Origin of the sequence: Coleofasciculus sp. FACHB-1120, assembly GCF_014698845.1 — a bacterium.
Taxonomy (GTDB): domain Bacteria; phylum Cyanobacteriota; class Cyanobacteriia; order Cyanobacteriales; family FACHB-T130; genus FACHB-T130.
The window spans coordinates 87,969-106,804 of the sequence record NZ_JACJTV010000007.1 but is presented as its reverse complement, the minus strand read 5'-3'; the positions used below and the strand labels follow the sequence as shown (position 1 = coordinate 106,804).

11 protein-coding genes are annotated in these 18,836 nt (G+C 45.9%); 5 read left to right on the top strand and 6 right to left on the bottom strand.

The genetic code is table 11. From position 1 onward, the window contains the following. Window positions 1-8: 8 nt before the first annotated feature. Window positions 9-209 (bottom strand): hypothetical protein, encoded by a 201-nt coding sequence (locus H6H02_RS09545; protein WP_190816951.1) that lies wholly within the window; start codon window positions 207-209, stop codon window positions 9-11. Between H6H02_RS09545 and H6H02_RS09540 the strand changes: the two genes are divergently transcribed. Further along, a complete protein-coding gene (locus H6H02_RS09540; protein WP_190816949.1) occupies window positions 208-1,611 on the top strand; it encodes a hypothetical protein in 1,404 nt (467 codons plus the stop codon). The genes H6H02_RS09545 and H6H02_RS09540 overlap by 2 nt on opposite strands. Before the next feature lie 662 nt (window positions 1,612-2,273). Here H6H02_RS09540 and rppA read toward each other — a convergent pair. Then, the gene (gene rppA / locus H6H02_RS09535; protein ID WP_190816947.1) at window positions 2,274-2,981 is read right to left on the bottom strand and encodes a two-component system response regulator RppA; all 708 of its coding nucleotides are present in this window, start codon (window positions 2,979-2,981) and stop codon (window positions 2,274-2,276) included. 86 nt (window positions 2,982-3,067) lie between these two features. Between rppA and hisG the strand changes: the two genes are divergently transcribed. The 3 genes from hisG to H6H02_RS09520 are packed head-to-tail and all read left to right on the top strand — an operon-like array spanning window position 3,068 to window position 5,862. Next, entirely contained in the window at window positions 3,068-3,712 is a 645-nt protein-coding gene (gene hisG, locus H6H02_RS09530; RefSeq protein WP_190816945.1) for an ATP phosphoribosyltransferase, read from the top strand. Window positions 3,713-3,726: 14 nt separating this feature from the next. After that, complete coding sequence (locus tag H6H02_RS09525) at window positions 3,727-3,960, top strand: hypothetical protein (RefSeq protein ID WP_190414807.1); 234 nt, start codon at window positions 3,727-3,729, stop codon at window positions 3,958-3,960. 27 nt (window positions 3,961-3,987) lie between these two features. Then, window positions 3,988-5,862, top strand: coding sequence for an ABC transporter ATP-binding protein (locus H6H02_RS09520; RefSeq protein WP_190816943.1), 1,875 nt, complete (start codon window positions 3,988-3,990; stop codon window positions 5,860-5,862). A 164-nt stretch (window positions 5,863-6,026) separates the two neighbouring features. Here H6H02_RS09520 and H6H02_RS09515 read toward each other — a convergent pair whose 3' ends face one another. Next, window positions 6,027-8,423, bottom strand: coding sequence for a PhoX family phosphatase (locus H6H02_RS09515; protein ID WP_190816942.1), 2,397 nt, complete (start codon window positions 8,421-8,423; stop codon window positions 6,027-6,029). Between the two features lie 566 nt (window positions 8,424-8,989). Here H6H02_RS09515 and H6H02_RS09510 point away from each other — a divergent pair. Beyond that, on the top strand, window positions 8,990-9,823 hold the full coding sequence (locus H6H02_RS09510; protein ID WP_190816939.1) for a hypothetical protein: 834 nt from the start codon (window positions 8,990-8,992) through the stop codon (window positions 9,821-9,823). 276 nt (window positions 9,824-10,099) lie between these two features. On the opposite strand, the gene H6H02_RS09505 is transcribed toward H6H02_RS09510, so the two are convergent. From H6H02_RS09505 to H6H02_RS09495, 3 genes are all read right to left on the bottom strand, one after another. Continuing rightward, the gene (locus H6H02_RS09505; protein WP_190816937.1) at window positions 10,100-10,576 is read right to left on the bottom strand and encodes a hypothetical protein; all 477 of its coding nucleotides are present in this window, start codon (window positions 10,574-10,576) and stop codon (window positions 10,100-10,102) included. A 209-nt stretch (window positions 10,577-10,785) separates the two neighbouring features. After that, on the bottom strand, window positions 10,786-13,581 hold the full coding sequence (locus tag H6H02_RS09500) for a PAS domain S-box protein (protein ID WP_190816935.1): 2,796 nt from the start codon (window positions 13,579-13,581) through the stop codon (window positions 10,786-10,788). A 140-nt stretch (window positions 13,582-13,721) separates the two neighbouring features. Further along, entirely contained in the window at window positions 13,722-18,551 is a 4,830-nt protein-coding gene (locus H6H02_RS09495; RefSeq protein WP_190816932.1) for a PAS domain S-box protein, read from the bottom strand. Window positions 18,552-18,836: the final 285 nt, after the last annotated feature.

Below are 18,836 nucleotides of genomic sequence, written 5' to 3'. Positions count from 1 at the left end.
TGTCAGGTTTAGCGTGTAAGAACGCGATCGCTCGTTTCCTCTGATGCAGCTAAATTGTTAGCGCTAGCTGTGTCGTGGGAATACTGAGAAAGAATGCGATCGCTCGTTTTCTGTGATGCAGCTAAATTGTTAGCGCTAGCTGTGTCGTGGGAATACTGAGAAAGGATGCGATCGCGCTGCTTAAGTTTTAGCAACCAGGAGAAAATCATGAGTTTAACAGTTACAGCAACATTTATGCTTGCTGATTGGATCGCCAAAGGACTTGCAGATGGAACCTTTGAGCGGTTTGGAGGTGTGATCCGGGAAGTAGGGACGAAACACGTTGTTACTTGGTTAAAGGATATAACAGCAAATTCTTCTCAAATGCCAACACCAACAGGTTCTTCTCCCAATTTACTCAACCTTATTTTTTCAGGGGCAAATCTAGCTGGTTCAGTTGCTAATGCAGCAGTGACAGGGAAAGGATTAGGTGTTGTTAACCAGCGTCTGGGTGGACTTGAACAAGCCAGTTTCGGTAATCTCGCTGTTTCAGGGGTAACTTTGGTCGCTTCAGTGGCTAACGCCGCTGTTACAGGGAAAGGATTAGCTGATGTGAACCAGCGGCTAGGTGGAATTGAGCAGCAAGTAGGAAATATCCACCAGGGTTTGCAACAAGCTCAAGGAATTTTGCAAGTGGCTTCTGCTGCTAGCGTACTGAATCTAGGTGTTGCGGTGATGGGATTTGCTGTATTAAACCAGCGTCTCAACGAACTGGAACAACGCCTAAAACAGAGTGAGGAACTGCTAAACAAAATTAATCGCAAAATTGACATTGGATATTATGCTAACTTCAAAGCTGCTATTGGTCTGGCGATGAATGCCTTTACAATGACCAAAGTGGAAAACAGAGAACGTATGGCGATTGAAGCTATAAACCGTTTTCTAGAAGCTGAACATATTTACACTGACTACACAGACAAAGAACTTGAGCAAGGTAGCCAGATTGCTGATGAATATCTTTTGACGTTATCTCTAGCTTATATTGCTGAAGCACGCTGTCATCTTGAGTTAGGAGAACCCGAAACAGCACTAAGTCGCTTCCAAGAAGGCGCGAAAGTTGTCCGTTCTCGTACTCAGAAATATGTTGATCTTCTACTTACTTCTAACCCAGCAGCCTATTTACAGCCTCAGTTCAAAGGTAAGATAGATTTGCGGCGACTAACCCGAATTTACCAGTGGATCGATCCAGCTTTGGATGAAAATGCTGTGTTTGAACTTCAACGTGAGAATTTGCTCAAGATAGCGCAAGATCCTGATAAATGGGCTGAATCTCTACCAGCGGCAATTCTAAGTCGCGTTGAGGTTGCAGGCGGTTGGTTTGGGCCAAATGCAGGAGATTTGAAGCGAGAAGCTGATAAACGTCTTCCCGAAGTGCTGGAAGTAATAGAATCTATGGTGGAAACTAATCGCCGTTTTGAAGCTTATCAGACAGAAGTACAAGCGATCGCACAATTGGGAATTACCTTCCATGACTGGCTGAAATTAACTCCCTCTATAGAATCTAAACCCGACGGTGCAGAATTAATGTATATCATTCCATCCCAGCCGTTAAAGTTGCAACTCTCTGTTTAAAGCAGGGTGGTTTTATACAATCAAAGAAAACATCAAGGCATTGCGACATTTTGTAGGGGCATGGCAATCAAAAAGCCCCTACTGGCAACCAAAATCAACGTTAGAGAATTTTATTTTAATAATACATGAAAGCCCCCTGCCCTTTCCTACAAAGGAAGGGTAGGGGGTTAGATTTTGTATTTAATTCAATCAATTACTGTTATAAACTGCATAAAACTAATTATTTAAAATTTAAAAGTAAAAAAAGATAATCCGTGGTCATTGCGCGTTACCAATAAAAAGATAAATGTCAAGACAGCACCAGAAAAAATAGCCCATAAAACATATCGATTTTTTCGATTCAGCCAACTAAAGAAGAATACTAAGAGGAGAAAAAGAATAGTAGTAAAAATTCTTTGTAAGTTTCTTAAATCCCAAGCTATCAAGGGGTCTTCTAAATCTCCAAACATGATTAAAATGGCTCATCGTAGTTTAGGCTTATTCTAAGCGATATAAATAGACAGCTCAACAGCCAAATCAATATTTTTGTGTAGCCTATTCGAGGCGATCGCTACTGTTGGGGAAGCAGATATAGGGAATAGTGTTGAAATCCTACTAATGAGAGTTGACAAACATCAGAAGTTTGCTTTTTGAATCTCGCTACTCAAACTTAACAAGCCGCGTCAGCCACCCTCTCCGAGGCGATAACCTTTGCCGTAGACAGTATGAATTAAAGGCATCTCCCCAGTCGCTTCAATCTTGCGCCGCAAAAGTCGAATCAAAGCGGCTAAAACGTTACTGCTGGGTTGTTCTTCCGGGTTCCACAAATGTTGATGAATTTGGGCGTGAGTCAGCAACTGCCCCGCGTGACGCATAAAATATTCCAGCAACTGAGTTTCTTTCTCCGATAACTCAATGGTGCGTCCGTGACGATAGGCTAGCTGGTTTTCACAATCTAGTTCTAAATCTCCAACCTGAAGGAGGGGAGGACGGTTGGGTGCCTCTACACTTACGCTGGCAGGCGCATCAGTCACGGAACGACGCAGCAAAGCGCGGACTCGTGCAAGTAACTCTCGCAGTTCAAACGGCTTCACTAGGTAGTCATCTGCACCAGCATCCAAACCCAGTACACGGTCGTCTAGGGTATCTTTGGCAGTGAGAAAGAGGACGGGTGTTGCATCTTTGCGCGATCGCATCTGCTGACAAATTTCCAACCCGGTGATCTGCGGCAGCATCCAATCGAGAATCAGCAAGTCATAGCCTCCTTGCAGCGCCATCTGACTGCCAGATGCCCCATCGTAAGCCAAATCAACGCTGTAGCCTTCACGACTTAGCACGCGACTCAGCGGTTCAGTCAGCTCAACTTCATCATCCACTAAGAGAATTCGCATCACAAAAGTTATGAATTATGAGGTATGAGTTATGAGTTACCTTGTGAAATCCAAAACTCAATACTTAACACTCAGAACTCTATTCTATGCTTACCGTTGCATTGCCCAAAGGCGCACTCTTATCTGATAGCATTCGTCTACTGCAAAGTATCGGACTCGACTTTAGCGCCTTCAAAGATTCTGCCAACCGCCAACTCCAAATACAAGACCCCACTGGCACCGCCCAAGCGCTACTGGTAAGGACGCAAGATGTCCCAGTTTATGTGGAATATGGGCAAGCGCATTTAGGGATAGTCGGGTACGATGTTCTGCGGGAGAAAAAACCCCAGGTGGCTCATTTAGCTGACCTCCGGTTTGGTGCTTGTCGGCTATCAGTAGCGGTAAAGTCTTCTAGCCTTTATCGGTCAGTCTTGCAACTGCCGCCCCACGGTCGAGTCGCGTCTAAGTTTGTTCACTGTGCCTACGAATACTTTGAAAGCTTAGATTTACCCGTAGAAATTGTGCCTTTGTCTGGTTCTGTAGAACTGGGACCAATTACCGGGATGTCGGAGGCGATTGTGGATTTAGTTTCCACAGGTCGCACTCTGCGCGAAAATGGCTTGATCGAGATTGATACACTATTTGAAAGTACGGCGCGGTTAATTGCCCATCCTCGGAGTTATCGCCTGAATACGGGCGATATCCATCAATGGGTCGAAGATATCAGAAATGCTGTTCTAATCAAGTGCTAGCGCAAGGCGATCAAATGGACGAAACAATTAGGATTTGCTCGGTTGATAAAAATGCTTGGAGTTCGGTTGTGCAAGGTTTTGACCCAAATATTCTCCAAGATGTGCTAGAAGTCTATGGCGCTGATGGCGAGAAAGTCGGAACTCTGTGCGAATCGGTAGATGGCAAATCCTACATCAATGGGCAACCTGAAACAGCTTACTTATCTCTACAGGCAGCTGCTACAGCACTGGTAAAAGGGGAACAATAAAAAAAGTAGAAAGAAGATAGTGGCAGCATGACTCAATCCCCGCTTCTGACGGAAACTAAAGAGCGATCGCGCGTTCGGGAAAGCGACTGGCGACTTTTCCTGCGCCTAGTCCCCTACGCCCGGAAAAGCAGTCGCCTGTTGATAATTTCCATCATATTGTTGGTGCCGCTGTCAGTCGCAGGGGCAATTCAACCGATCATCGTGGGGCAAGCAATTTCGCTAATTCGCGGGGAAGATGTTTGGTCTTTTCTTCAAGGTAAAGGCTTGTTGGAAGGAATCAATCTTCTCGCCGTTTTCCTGCTGGTAACGATGATCGTTCGCATGGTGTTCACCGCCGCCCAAGGTTACACCGTGCAGAAGGTGGGGCAGCAAATTACCGCCGAGATTCGCACTGACTTATTTCATCACGTCACTTCCTTGGCGGTGCGATTTTTTGATCGTACCCCCGTGGGACGCTTGATTACCCGCCTCACCAGCGATGTAGAAGCCCTGGGGGATGTCTTTTCCACAGGTGCGATTGGCATTGTCAGCGATCTGGTGTCGATTTTAGCGATCGCTGTCACCATGTTTTTGCTGCAATGGCAGCTGGCATTGATGCTGACACTGATGTTAGTGCCAGTCACGGCTTTGATTATTTACTTCCAACAGCAGTACCGCAAAGCCAATTACAAAGCCAGAGAAGAACTGTCTGCACTCAACTCAACCCTGCAAGAAAACATCGTTGGGGTGAACGTCGTGCAGCTATTCCGGCGAGAGAAATTCAACTCAGAACTGTTTCGGGTGACGAATCAGCGGTACGTCGAGGAAGTGGATAAAACCATCTTTCACGACTCAGCGGTATCAGCCACCTTGGAGTGGATTGCACTGGTAGCGATCGCGGGCGTACTCTGGTTAGGCGGACAAATGATTATGGGCAAAGACCTTAGTTTTGGCACCCTCTCTGCCTTTATCCTGTATGCCCAGCGTCTATTCGATCCCTTGCGACAATTTGCTGAAAAATTCACCTCCCTGCAATCTGGTTTCACCGCCGTCGAACGCATTACCGATATTCTCAACGAACCGATTGAAATTCGCGATCCTGAAGTTAAACAAAAGCACCTTCTAGAGACGCGATTTATCCCCTATGGATCAGAGGAAGAGAGGAGAATTTCCCATTCCTCAATCCCAGCCGCCAAAGGTGAAATTCGCTTTGAAAATGTCTCCTTTGCCTACAAAAATGATGAATATGTCCTCAAAAACCTAAACTTCACCATCCATCCCGGCGAAAAAGTTGCTCTCGTGGGTCCCACAGGTGCTGGTAAAAGTTCGATTATTCGCCTGCTGTGTCGCCTTTACGAAACCACCGAAGGTCGCATTTTCCTCGATGGTGTCAACGTCCGGGACTTACCTCAAAAAGAACTGCGGGAACATCTGGGCGTCATCCTCCAAGATGGCTTTCTGTTTGCCGGTGATGTGAAGAGCAACATTACTCTAGGAGATACTTACTCCTTTGAAGAAATTCGACAAGCCTCCGAAAAAACCAATGTTGCTAGTTTTATCGAACAACTGCCTCAAGGCTACGATACCCAACTCAGAGAGCGAGGCACCAATATCTCTAGCGGACAAAAGCAACTCTTAGCATTTGCCCGTGCCGCTATCCGCAATCCCCGTATTTTAGTGCTGGATGAAGCAACAGCTAGTCTGGATGTGGCGACAGAAGCCTTAATTCAAGATGCCCTCGACAAATTGCTGGAGGGACGCACCGCCATTATCATCGCGCACCGTCTCTCCACCATCCGCAATGTAGATCGGATTTTGGTGTTGAAGCGAGGGCAACTGGTAGAGTCGGGCAGCCACGATCAATTGTTGCGCCAAGGCGGACTCTACGCCAGTTTGTATCAGTTGCAAATGTTAGGCGCTTAAGAAGGCAAAAGTAAAAAGGCAAAAGAAAGAGACAAGAATCTTTCTTTTGCCTTTTTAGTTAGTTAAACCCAAAGTGCAACTTTTCTTAGCCCCCCTTTTTAAGGGGGGTTGGGGGGCTCGAGACACTTAGGTAGCAACGGCAGATTCGTGGCACACGGCATTAATTAAACAAACGTGCCATTTGACTGTTTACGGCGAATGCCAATCACTGAAGGACGTGGTGGCCCTTGAGGATTGCCCTCAATATTGCTAGGCCAGTTACTGCCCCGAGGAACCGTGCGCTGTTGGTTAAATAGAGTGCCATTCAAGTCCAGCATCTCAATCGTTCGGCTCAGGGTTTGCTGAGGAGTGAATGGCACATCTTCACCGGGATGCTGCACCGCCAGGATCAGCGTATCCCCAATAAACGTTGGTCCCGTCAACTCGCAACGCGGTGGGCCATAGGCAAACGGTACAACTTCTCCCGCATCCGGCCCAGTGGTGGGAATGAAGAACAGCCAGTTATTGCCAAACACCCCAATCAGGTTAGAAGTCTCAACATTGAGATTAGAATCATCCACACTAGGAGATTCAGAACCCACTACCCTGTGGTCTATGCGTAGTGGAGTTGCGGCAGCACCAACATCAAAACCATTGTGAGCGCTCGTAGACATATCCGTAACGCCCCAAATATTTCCTTGGGGATCAAATGCCAAATTATCCACATTGGCGAAACCCGAACCTGGTTCTGCTCCCGCTTCCCCACCTTTAGCAAATCGCTGCCAGCGGAAAGTTGTACCCGTGCCATCCGAGCTGTTTTCCATAATTTTGAACAGTTCGCCCGAAGGTTGTCCGGCGTTGACGGCAGGGCTGTACTTAGAAACTACAAAGATTCGAGAATCAGGGTAGCCATCGCTTCCCGCCGCACCATCCGTGTAGGCAATAAATACATCCTTGGTGCGAGGATGAACTTCTAAATCTTCGGGACGTGCGGTGGGAGTTCCGCCAACGAGGTTTGCAGCTAAGAAGGCATCCACGAGGACAGCACCTTGGCTGGTGTAGAAATTGGACAGCTTTTTCCCTTTGTAAGCTGGCAGGATGGTAGCTTCATTCGTTGTATCTACATTCAAAGCACCGCCATCGGTCGTTTGACCAGCAACACCGTTCCGTTTGGGTAGTTTAATCAAACCATTCCGGCTTGCTTTGCCCAAGGCGGCAATTTCTTTAGAGCCAAGCACGGATGGCGGAATGGGATTGGTGGCACTATTCAAGTCCAGGGGAATCCACGTTCCTGTCCCATCGGGATTGTAACGGGCGACGTACAGCGTCCCATCCTCAAATAAAGCGCTGTTGTTCTTGCTATTGGGGGCAGAGACTGTGCCTTTGCTGACAAATTTCCAGGTGTGTCCGCCGCGTCGGTCATCACCCATGTAGGCAACTAATTTTTTTCCAGCCTCCACCCGCATGGTGATATTTTCATGGCGGTAACGACCCAAGACGGTGTGTTTCCGAGGACGGAAATTGGGATCGGCGGGGTCAATTTCGACCATCCAACCATATTTTTCCCCAACTAAGCCAAAGGTAGCTCCGCTAGTACCCGCAATATAGCCAGTCTGCGTGCCGTTGGGGTTCACGGGTTCTGTGACTCCAATGAAGAAGAGGCTACTGGCTTGGAAGTTCTCTTCAGCGGAGAAAATGGTTCCCCAAGGACTGGTGCCGCCAGAACAGTTGTATCCAGTGCCGATGATTTTGTTACCCAGTCCATCTGAACTTAGAGGGAAGACTTGAGTTGCGGCGGGTCCAGTGCCAATTAAGTAGTTTTGATCTCCTTTCTGGTAGCTCTTGGAACCCCAGGAGGTGACATTTTTATACGCATCGGAACGCTGAGCGTTAATCCCTAAACCTGAAAGATGGTGGATGCGTCGATTTTTGGGATCGCGGACAACAGAAAAGCGTCCGCCACGATCTGCGCGGGCAATCCGAATGACGGAGCCACCCATGTTGTACAAAAATTCGCCCAAGAGTTCGATGTTCGTTCTGTCACTCGGCAAATTTTGCCCAATGACTAAGGGGTACGATTCGGGGAATCCGGCTAAATCCTCTGAAGTGCCTGGAGCCTCCAAAGAAAATGGGTAAGAGACATACTCGTGATTTACCCATAAGTAGCCGTCGTTGGGATTTCTGCCATCTAGAGGAACGAAGCCGGTGTAGTCGTTGTTGTAGCCAAAATATTCTTCTTGGTTAGGGAAGACGCGATCGCCCCAACGTACAATCACATAACGTTCGTATTCTGGTGGCACGACAACATCATCAATGATGTTGTAGGTGCTTAACCGAGTATCGGTAGAAGCATTGATGACGCTTCCTTGATTATTAATGGCTGTAGCGTAAAAACTTTTTTGCTCTTGATAAATCGGTAAAGGATGTGGCAATCGCACTGGGGTAAATTTCAGTGGGAGAACCGCTTGGGCAACGTTAGGATTGCTGCCAAAACGCTGTCTTCCCAAAGTAGGAGCTAGTACAGCAGTACCGGCACTCGCCCCAAAAAAAATTAGTAGCTGCCTCCGACTGAACTTAGACATTAAATTCCTCTCTTTTTGCGATCGCAATAATCAAAAATCTTGAGTCATTATTTGGCAGGAATTTAGCCGAGCTAACCTCTATAAAGCCTAAACAGTCAACCAAAACAGCCAACCAAAAATGCTGCGACAGCGAAGCCACAGCATTCATGTCAACTGCTAGTCAACGCAGCATTACCTCAAGCCATCGGCATAAGTAGCTATACCTGTCGCATCTTGCCTGCTTTTTGTTCTCTCTAGTCGAATGGGCGGCTCCCTCATGCTCGACTTCCACCGCCAAATCTGGGTGTTTCTACGCACCCTCTGGAATACTACTGACGTAGAATTAAGCTTCTTTAATCTCTGGGTTAATACAAGATTAATAAAATATAAATTTATCCAAAAGTTGTCAATAAAATTGTTAAGCCGAATTTTAGCAGGTCTTATTCCTCTATTAATGTTTGCTTAACCACAAATGCTTTTAATAGAGGTATCCGTGAAAATACTTAAAGTCAACCCAAGCCTGCTCTTAAAAATTAGCAGAACTTGAAAAATGACCTTTTTTGCGGAAAAAACTAGGAGTCATCTCAATGATAAAAACAATTAGTCTTGCGGCACTTGCTATCGGTGCCAGTGTATGTTTTCCGGATACAGCAAAGGCTGCTATCCTGAATGGAGGATTTGAAGAAGGGTTTCAGAGTTGGAAAACCGTAGGCGATTATCGAATAGAAACTTCAGCTTTCGGAATTAAGCCATCCCAAGGAAAAAGTCAAGCTTTTCTCTCAACTGCATACCAAGAACTTCTTGGTTTTGACAATAATTCAAATCCGATTATTGGCGGTAATGCTGCTCCCGTCACCTTCATTTCTGGCTTTGCTGAAGAAGAGAGCTTAGAAGGATTCTTGGGTTTCTCAACTTTCTTGGGCGATGAATCTTTATACGATCTGGCTACCGCAGAGCCGATTGAGGGATCTGCCATCAAGCAAACTTTTAAAGGCAGTACTGGGCAAAAGTTATCTTTTTCTTGGAACTTCCTCACGAATGAGGCTGTTGAGCAAGCTGCGGTTAATGACTTTACCTATCCTGATTTTAATGACTTTGCTTTTGTCAGCCTTCAGTCAGACTCTGGTACTCAATTCTTTAATTTAGCGGATACAATTTCAAAGTTCAGTGACTCTGCAAGTGTCTTTAATAAAGAAACTGGATTGCAAACTTTTTCTTATATTCTTCCAGCTTCAGGGGAATATACTTTAGGGATTGGAGTTGTGGATGTTGGGGATGGAACACGTATTTCAGCCTTAGTGGTTGATGAGGTGGCAGTTGTTCCTGAAACTACTCCTACATTGGGTATCCTTCTGTTTGGAACTTTGGCAACAATAACCGGGTTAAAGGGTAGAAAGAAAAATCCAGGTTTGTTGTCTTAAAAAGATTATTTTAGCGTTTTTTATACTTAGAGGCGCAATGAATAATTTTCAGTGATTGCTGTAACGCTTAGATTCCCCCTAGCTCTCATCAACTGGGAGCGAAGAAGCTTAGGTGTGGCAATAAAAAAGTGAATTGAGATTTAAAAAACTCTTTTTTACTTTTCTTGCGCCTTTTGAAGGGGGGGATTGAGAGGCGCTGAAGTTTTGGCTTAAAACCTTAACCGAAGTGTATTAGAGGCGCTTATTCGCGCCTCTATCTGTATATTTACCTGTAGATTAATCATCGCGAAAACCCGGATCGTCTTCGCGCCCGAAGGTGGGTGTCGGAGGAATCGGTGGTGGCAAGGAATTAGATGAATTATTATAAAAGCCTAGCAACAATCCAGAATTATCAAAATAGCGAATCCAACGGTCAATTTTAGGTTCTGTCTGCCAATCAGAACGATACACTTTTGAAAATAGAAGCGGGGCTATTAGTCCTTTGACATCACCGAAGATTCTGATATAAATTTGTGTAACCTCCGGGTTTCGTGCGAATTCCTGCTCAACAGAATTACTAGCAATCGATTCTGCTTGCTCAAGCACGTCTTCAAAACTTTGATTGACATTCGGGCTAAAAATTAGATCGATTTGTTGGAGTTCAGGTTGTTTAGTTGTAAACTCCTGAATTTGAGAGAAAACAGGGGGAGCGATCGCGCTCAATCCTGTCAAAATTAAAAAGGTAGCTGAAACGATGCCGCGATGGATACCCATTGCTGTTACTCGTTAAAATTTTATCGCTTTATTTATTCTACTGAAAGTCCCTTTGGACACAGCTTATTTCTGCGCTAACACTTCAGCATGAACAGACTAACACTCGTCGAATTAATCAGCCACTCAGTTAAGGTTAATCAGTAAAAACGAAAAACAGAAGGCACTAGTTAGCTGTAGTGTATTTAAGTGCAAAGCCGATAAAATGGAGCCTAAGTGTGCTGTTGAATCGGAATTGCGATCGCAAACTCTGTACCTTGCCCCAATTCCGAGAGGCAGTCCAATTGACCTCCGTGCTTTTCCACAACAATTTGATAGCTGATCGACAAACCTAAACCCGTGCCTTTGCCTACGGGTTTAGTTGTAAAAAAGGGATTAAATAGCTGTTTTTTCATGGCTTCTGTCATCCCTAGACCGTTATCGGCAATGCTGATCGATACCCGATCGGAGTTGATAACAGAGGTGCGAATCCGAATCTTAGGGATGTAGGAATGAGTATTTTCTTCTCCATGACTCATTCTGTCTTCTAAGGCATCAATTGCATTCGTCAGTAGATTCATAAAGACTTGATTCAACTGTCCGGCATAGCATTCTACTTGTGGCAAGTCGCCGTATTCTTTCATTAATTGAATGCTAGGATGGTCGGGCTTCGCTTTCAGGCGATTTTGTAGAATCAGGAGGCTGCTCTCAATCCCTTCGTGAATATCAACTGCCTTCATTTCTGCTTCATCCAGACGGGAGAAGTTCCGCAGCGATAAGACAATCTGACGAATGCGCTCAGCACCCACTTTCATTGAAGTTAGCATCTTGGGAAGGTCTTCGATCAGAAAATCTAGATCGATAGCCGTCATTTCGTCTTGAATCTCAGGGACTGGATGGGAATAGTGGTGCTGATAAAGCTGTAGCAGATTGAGGAGGTCTTTGGAGTATTCCTCCGTGTGAGCTAAGTTGCCATAAATAAAGTTGACGGGATTATTAATTTCATGGGCAATACCGGCAACTAACTGCCCTAAACTCGACATTTTTTCTGTCTGTACCAGTTGAGCTTGGGTTTGTTGGAGTTCGTGCAGGGTTTGTTCGAGCTTGGCGGCTTGTTCTTGGAATTGTCTAGCAGTGGTGCGGGTGGCGGCGTAGAGTTCGGCTTGGTTAATCGCGATCGCAAGTTGGTCAATTACAGCGTGCAGTAGTTCGACTTCCCAATCGCTCCAAGGTCTGGGTGCAGAACTCTGGCAACAGCTCAGGATACCAATGGTACCCGATCGCGTTTGAATGGGCAGCACCAAGATAGAGGCGAAGCCCATCGAACGCAGAAATCTACGCCACAAGCGATCGCTAACGTATGCCGCGCTTCGCGGCTTCTCGCTTGGCTGAGCCGCCAGACGCGACCTCTGGCTCAGTTTCTCAATATCATCGATTCGCAGCATTTCCAGGTTCAAAAGCTTTTGCCCCATTGACCCGACAGCAGCAATCGGATAGTAACCCTTTAAATCGGAAAGCTCCGGATTGCGAGCTTCCTTGACGATTTCCCAGCCGGGTTCCTCTCTGTCAGGGTAATACCAGGCAAAATGACACCGCTCAATCTGCAACAAATTGCGGATCTCTTGCACAGTTGTTTCTAAAACTTTGTCTAAGTTGAGACTATTACGGATTTGGCTAGCCAGACGGTTGAGCAAGTTTTCCCGCCTTGCTTGTTCTCTCAGCCGCGTCTCACTTTCGCGCAGTGCTTCTTCCGCCTGTCGGCGAGCGGTGATATCCGTAATCATCGCAAAGGCTCCAGCATAATTTCCTGCTGAGTCGAAGATGGGAGAGGTCGAAACAATTGCCCATCGAAACGAGCCATCTTTGCGACTTAATTTAAAATCAATCTTGCCTTCGATCCCTTGGCGATGAAGTTCGACTTGGTGAGCAGCGATCGCTTTCCCTTCATCATCCATGAAATCATGAAGCGGTCTACCCTGCATCTCCTCAATTGTGTAGCCAAGCATTTCTGTCATTGTGCGATTGACAAAAACCGTCTTGCTTTCAGCGTCAATCACCCAAACTCCTTCTAAGGCAGTCTCAAGAAAGTTACGATAACGCTCTTCGGATTCTCGAAGTGCCTCCTCAGCGGCTTTCCGCTCGGTGATATCCCGCGAGATGCCAATCAGACCAATCACCTTACCAGAAGGGTCACGCAAAACGCTTTTGGTCGAAAGATAAGTCTTGGTGATGCCCATGATGGTAACAGCTTCCTCAACCACTTCAGTTTTTCCCGATGCCATAATTCGACATTCGGTCTCTGTGAGTTGACGGGCAAGTTCAGGTGGCAACAATTCGCTATTATCCTTGCCAATAATTTCCTCTACCTGCCGATTCAAAATGGTGCCAAGACCTAAATTAGCCATCACCACCCGGCAGTGCAGATCCTTGACAAAAATTGCATCAGGCGTTCCTTCAATGACTCCCTGCAAGAGGTTATAGCTCTGCTGGAGCGCTGCCTCGGTGCGCTGGCGCTCTAGCATCTCCCTCTGCAATTGCTCGTTGGCTTTCCTAAGTTCAGCCGTCCGTTCTTCAACCCTGATTTCTAGCTCAGCCTTTGCCTTTTTTAGCGCTTGCTCTGCCTGGTGACGCTCGGTAATGTCAATTCCCGTACCGATAATGTACTTAACCCCACCAGCGGAGTCGAGCAGCGCCGTATTTGACCAAGCAATCAAACGGCGATCGCGATCGCGCGTTAACCAGTAGTTGTCATATTGGTTTGGGAACTGACCCGCTTGAAGCGTTTTGAAGACCGCTTTGACAGGTTCCACTTCTTCTGGCAGCAGAAACAAATCCCAGAATGGTCTGCCTTTGACCTCCTCCGCCGAGTAAGCAGTGGTTTGCTGGCAGGCTTGATTGAAAACGATAATTCGTCCCTGAGTGTCGAGAACCACTACCAAAGTTGCTGCTGTATCTAGAACAGCGGCGACGAAGTTGCGCTCGTCCGGCAACACTTCCTCGGCGTTGAAGGTTCCACGACTTTCTGACATATTTTTTCAGATAGTTATTCGTAATTTGTTGATTTTACATGATGGTACTATTGGTTCAGATTATTTAGCTACAAAAATTTGGATTTGAACTGTTTACCCAAGGCTTGCGTTAATGGAAAGGAAAATAGCCTAAATAAATCTTAATTCGACTGCGCTGTAGCCGATTTAGCAGACAAAATTGACTGTTTAATTGGAAGAGAAATCGCAAATTCTGTTCCTTCTCCGAACTGGGAACTTACGAAAATCTTCCCACCATGTTTTTCAATAATTTGGTAAGAAATTGAAAGTCCTAAACCTGTCCCCTTTCCTACTTCCTTGGTTGTAAAAAATGGGTCAAATATCTTCTCTATTATGGGTTGATAGATTCCAGACCCATTATCTCGAATTCTCACGCTAATCTGATTGTTTGCTATTACTTGAGTAGAAATGACTATTTGTTTCTCGCTCTGCTCTTTTTGACCTAATAGGGCATCAATCGCATTATTTAGAATATTCATAAACACTTGATTGAGCTGGGCGGGATAACACTCAATGAAAGGTAAATTTCCATAGTGCTTAATCACCTCAACCTCTTTTTTGAGACGGTTATTTAGAATTAACAGCGTGTTGTCGATGCCTTCGTGCAGGTCAGCGGCTTTCATGTCCGCTTCATCAAGGCGCGAGAAGTTCCGCAAAGATAAGACTAGCTCGCGAATTCGCTGCGTTCCTATATTCATGGAAGACAGCATTTTGGGCAGGTCTTTAGCCGTAAATTCTAGCTCGATTTTCTCTACAAAGCTTTCAATTTCAGGTGTAGGTTCGGGATATTGCTGCTGATACAGCTCAACTAAGTCAAGCAAGTCTTGAATGTAGTTATTGGCGTGTTGGAGGTTGCCGTGGATAAAGTTAACCGGGTTGTTAAATTCATGGGCAATGCCAGCAACCATCTGACCGAGGCTGGACATTTTTTCGGCTTGAATCAGTTGGGTTTGAGTTTCTTGGAGTTCTTGCAAAGTTTGTTCGAGTTGCAAGGCTTTATCTTGGGCAAGACGGGCAGAATGACCGGCTTCGGCGTAGAGTTCAGCTTGGTTAATTGCGATCGCCATCTGATTTGCGATCGCGCAGAGCAGTGCCACGTCAGCATTCGTCCAAGGTTTTGCTTCTTGGATGCGATTACAACTTATCAAGCCAATCCTACCGAATTGTGTCTGAAGCGGTAGCCCTAATACAGAAGCAGCACCCGTTCCCAGTAACACCTGCTGCAACGCCGGATCGTCGTTTAGAGTCTTGACATCATCGACACGAACAATTTCTTGGCGCAGGATTTTCTCAGTAAATGCAGCAAAAGCTTCATCCGGGAAAAAACCCACCCAGCTAGGAAAATCACTATTTTTTGCTTCCTTAACCCCTTCCCAACTAACCGGCTCCATCTCAGGACGGTACCAGGCAAAGATGCACGTATCCAGGTGCAACCGATGATAGATTTCGTTCACAGCCGTCTCTAGAATGGTATCCAGTTCTAGAGAGTGGCGGATCTGCCTAGATAGCTGATTGAAAAGTTCTTCTTGAGCCGCCAGTTCTCGGAACTGAGCTTCCGATTGCCGCAATGCTTGCTCAGCAGCTTTGCGATCGGTGATGTCATTGCCAATTCCGAGAAACCCAGTAATCTCACCTTGTGCATCGCGCAAAGCCGTTATCGACAGCAGCACGGGGAAGCGGCTACCATCTTTGCGAATATAAGACCATTCTCGCTCGTCTGACCCCCCTAATCGGGCTTTGGCAACAAAAACCTCAAAATTAGGATCAATTGGAACTCCCAGCTCCTGAGATAGTTCTTGCGCCCGTTTTACGACTTCTTCTGGGTCATGGATGATCGCAGGCGTCATTTTGCCCACGACCTCAGAGGCAGCATATCCTAGCGATCGCTCTGCGGCTGCATTAAAAGTGAGAATCGTACCCGCTGTTGTCGTAGAAATGATTGTGTAGTTAGAACTATTTAAAATCGCTTGTTGTAGCGATGTTGTTCGTTGCAGCTTCTCCTGTGCCAGTTTTTGCTCGGTGATGTCGCGGGTTACTTTTGAGAAACCCCGTAGCTGTCCACTCTCATCCCATAAAGCTGTGACGATCGCATTCGCCCAAAACTGCGATCCGCTCTTGCGAACGCGCCAGCCTTCGTCTTCAAACCGACCGGCGGTGGTCGCTACCCTCAGTTCTTCCTCTGGCTTACCTAGTTCGATATCTTCAGCGGTATAAAAGCAGTGAAAATGCTGTCCCAAAATCTCGTCGGTTCGATAGCCGTTAATGCGTTCTGCCCCAGCATTCCAACTGGCAATCCTTCCCTGAGGATCGAGCATGAAAATTGCATAGTCTTTCACACCCTCCACTAACAAGCGGAATCGCTCTTCACTTTCGCGCAGTGCCTCCTCCGCCTGCTTGCGCTTAATGCCTATCGCAATCTCATCGGCGGCAAATTCTAGCGCTTTGAAAGTAGATTCGCTGAAGGTATGGCGGGCAAACATAGCAATCACCCCAATCAGCTGATCTTCGACAATTAAGGGATAGCCCGCAAAGGCAACCATTCCCTCTCGGTTCGCCCAATCCTTATCGCTGACACGAGGATCGTCGAGGACCGAATTCGTTAAGTGCGGTTTTCGCTCTTGGGCAATCAGACCGATTTTGAATTGTCCGACTTTCACGCGGTGATGGTTGCCGTGTAGGTGAGTGTATATCCCTGCACTAGCTTGCAGTTCCAGTACGTTCTCCTCGGCATTGAGCATCCAAATGCGGGCAAATGCGGCATCCAGGTGTTTAACCACAGCCAAGGCGCAGCGTTGCAGGATGCCTGGTAAGGTGTCGCTTTGGGTGAGAGCAGACCCAACATCAGCACGAAATGCAGCTAGTCTGGCTCGCTCTGCCAGGGCTTTCTCAGCAGCTTTCCGCTCGGTGATGTCGTGGAAGTAGACAGAAAGCCCCTCTTCACTGGGGTAGACACGGACTTCAAACCAGGTATGGAGAGAGGGGTAAAATTCTTCAAACGCGATGGAAATTTGTTGAGCAGCACTCTGGTGATATTGATTGTAAAAAGTTGACCCAACTGGTTCGGGAAACACATCCCAAATATTGGTGCCCAGAAGTTCCGATCGGGTTCTCTGTAAAAGTAGCTCCGCTTGCTTGTTGATATAGGTGAACTCCCACTGATGGTTGAGGGCATAAAAGGCATCCGTGATGCTTTCCAGAATCTTGAAGACTCGCCGGTTTGATGAATACAACGCCTCTTCTGTCTGCTTGCGATCGCTAATATCAAAGATCGCTCCGTCTAGAGACAGAAGCTCCCCAGCGGAATTGAATATACCCTGACCTTTCTCATAGACCCATCGGATGCTTCCATCGGCTCGAATAATTCGATACTCGATGATAAAAGGCTGTTTTTTCTGCACAGCCTCTTGGACAAGCCTGTCCACCATCGCGGTATCTTCAGGATGGATAATACTGGCAAAAGTGCGAACTTGATTGTGAATAAAGTCCCCTGACGGATAACCAGAAATTTCTGCGATCGCATCGCTGATAAACTCCATCTTCCAGTCGTTATCGCAGCCACACCGATAGATGGCACCTGAAATATTAGCAACCAAAGCTCGAAATTGCTGTTCGCTTTCCTGCCGTGCTGTTTCGGCTTGTATGCGATCGCTAATATCACGGGCAACCGCGTAGATTAAACCTTCTGGCGCAAAGGGAACACACGTCCACTCCAACCATTTATAGGAACCGTCTTTACAGCAGTAGCGGTTTATCAAGGAGCTAACCATCACCCCATTGGCAAGTTTCTTTGCCTTAGCAATGCTGGTTGCTCGATCGTCAGAATGAATAAAATGCAACAATGGCTTTGCTAAAAGTTCTTCGCCAGTGTAGCCAAGTGTTGTTTCAAAAGCTGGGTTTATCTGCTTAAAATAGCCGTCAAACCCAACGATACAAAGCATATCGAATGAAAGGTTGAAGAAGCGATCGAGCTGTGCTTGGGTTTGCTTCAGTTCCTGGGTGTAGGTGCCGACGCTGCGGATCAGCTGATTGAGGGAGGTTGTCAGGCGTCCAACTTCATCCTCGGTGACTACGGGTGCTTGGAGAGTAAAATTTGCTTGTTCGGTAACTTGCTGAGCAATTTGGGTGGCGGTTTCCAGAGGATGGGCGATCGCTCGACTGGAATAACGGGCGATTATCGTAGCGATCGCCATTGACAGCAACATACTGGCAGCAATAATCTGGATACGTAGTTTCTCGACCTGCTGGAAAGCGATCGCTGTTTCTTCCTCTTCCTGAGTAGAAACCTCAATCAATTTTGTTAAATCATTCGAGAGACTATCAAACTTAAGCGCCTCTTCAGTATCGGTAAAATTTAACAATAAATTCTGGTTTTTGGGAACTGTTTCTGGCTGTAACCCAGCTTGCTCAATTTTTTTTAAGATTAAGTTTAAGTTTTGGCTGTAAGCTTCTACAGTCCCACCGTAAATTTCCAACCATTTTTTGATTTCCGCACTTTCTTTCTCCGAATGCTTAAAAAGTTTATCTTGAGTCCCCAATAAATTTACTTGGAAGTAGAGTTCTTTAACTTTATTAATTTGGTGTGATAAGCGGAAGACTTCGCCTTGAAACTCTTTTGGTTTTTTTAACTGGGAAATTAACTGCTGCTGGTGGGTTCTTGCTTCTAGTACAGCGATTTTCAAGTGGCTTAAGAGATATTCTTCTTGCTGGGCGTGTTCGAGTTGCTCTGCTACCTGTCTCTGGTAATATTCCCCAACTAGAAGCCCCGCACTGGTTCCTAAAGCTGCTATTCCGATAGCAACCGCATATCCATAACTAATTTTTTGCCTAATATTTAAGCGTCTAATGAGTTTCTTTAATCGATTTCTAGGAGGTTTTTTAGCGTAATTTCCTGGGATAGGTACAGCGCTTAAATTTATTGTTTCTTGAGAAACTTTCTGCTTAGAAGATTGCATTAAAAAACCTCCGTAATCATCCCGATTTGATTCATGCTTGAACTACTAATTTTTTGTAAAATAAATTTATTTTTATTGTAAAGAAGCAACGATTTATATAAAAGTTTTGTAAAGTGAACAAAGAATGTATATATAACTACAGGCAAATTTAACAAATAGGAAAAAACTGAAGATGGCAAACACTAATACTTAAATCATCAAACTAAAAGAGCCGAATTGGAATCGGCAAAATAGCTGAATCTTAATATTTAGTCAAAAACCTATTGTGCGATCTGTGCAATCTCA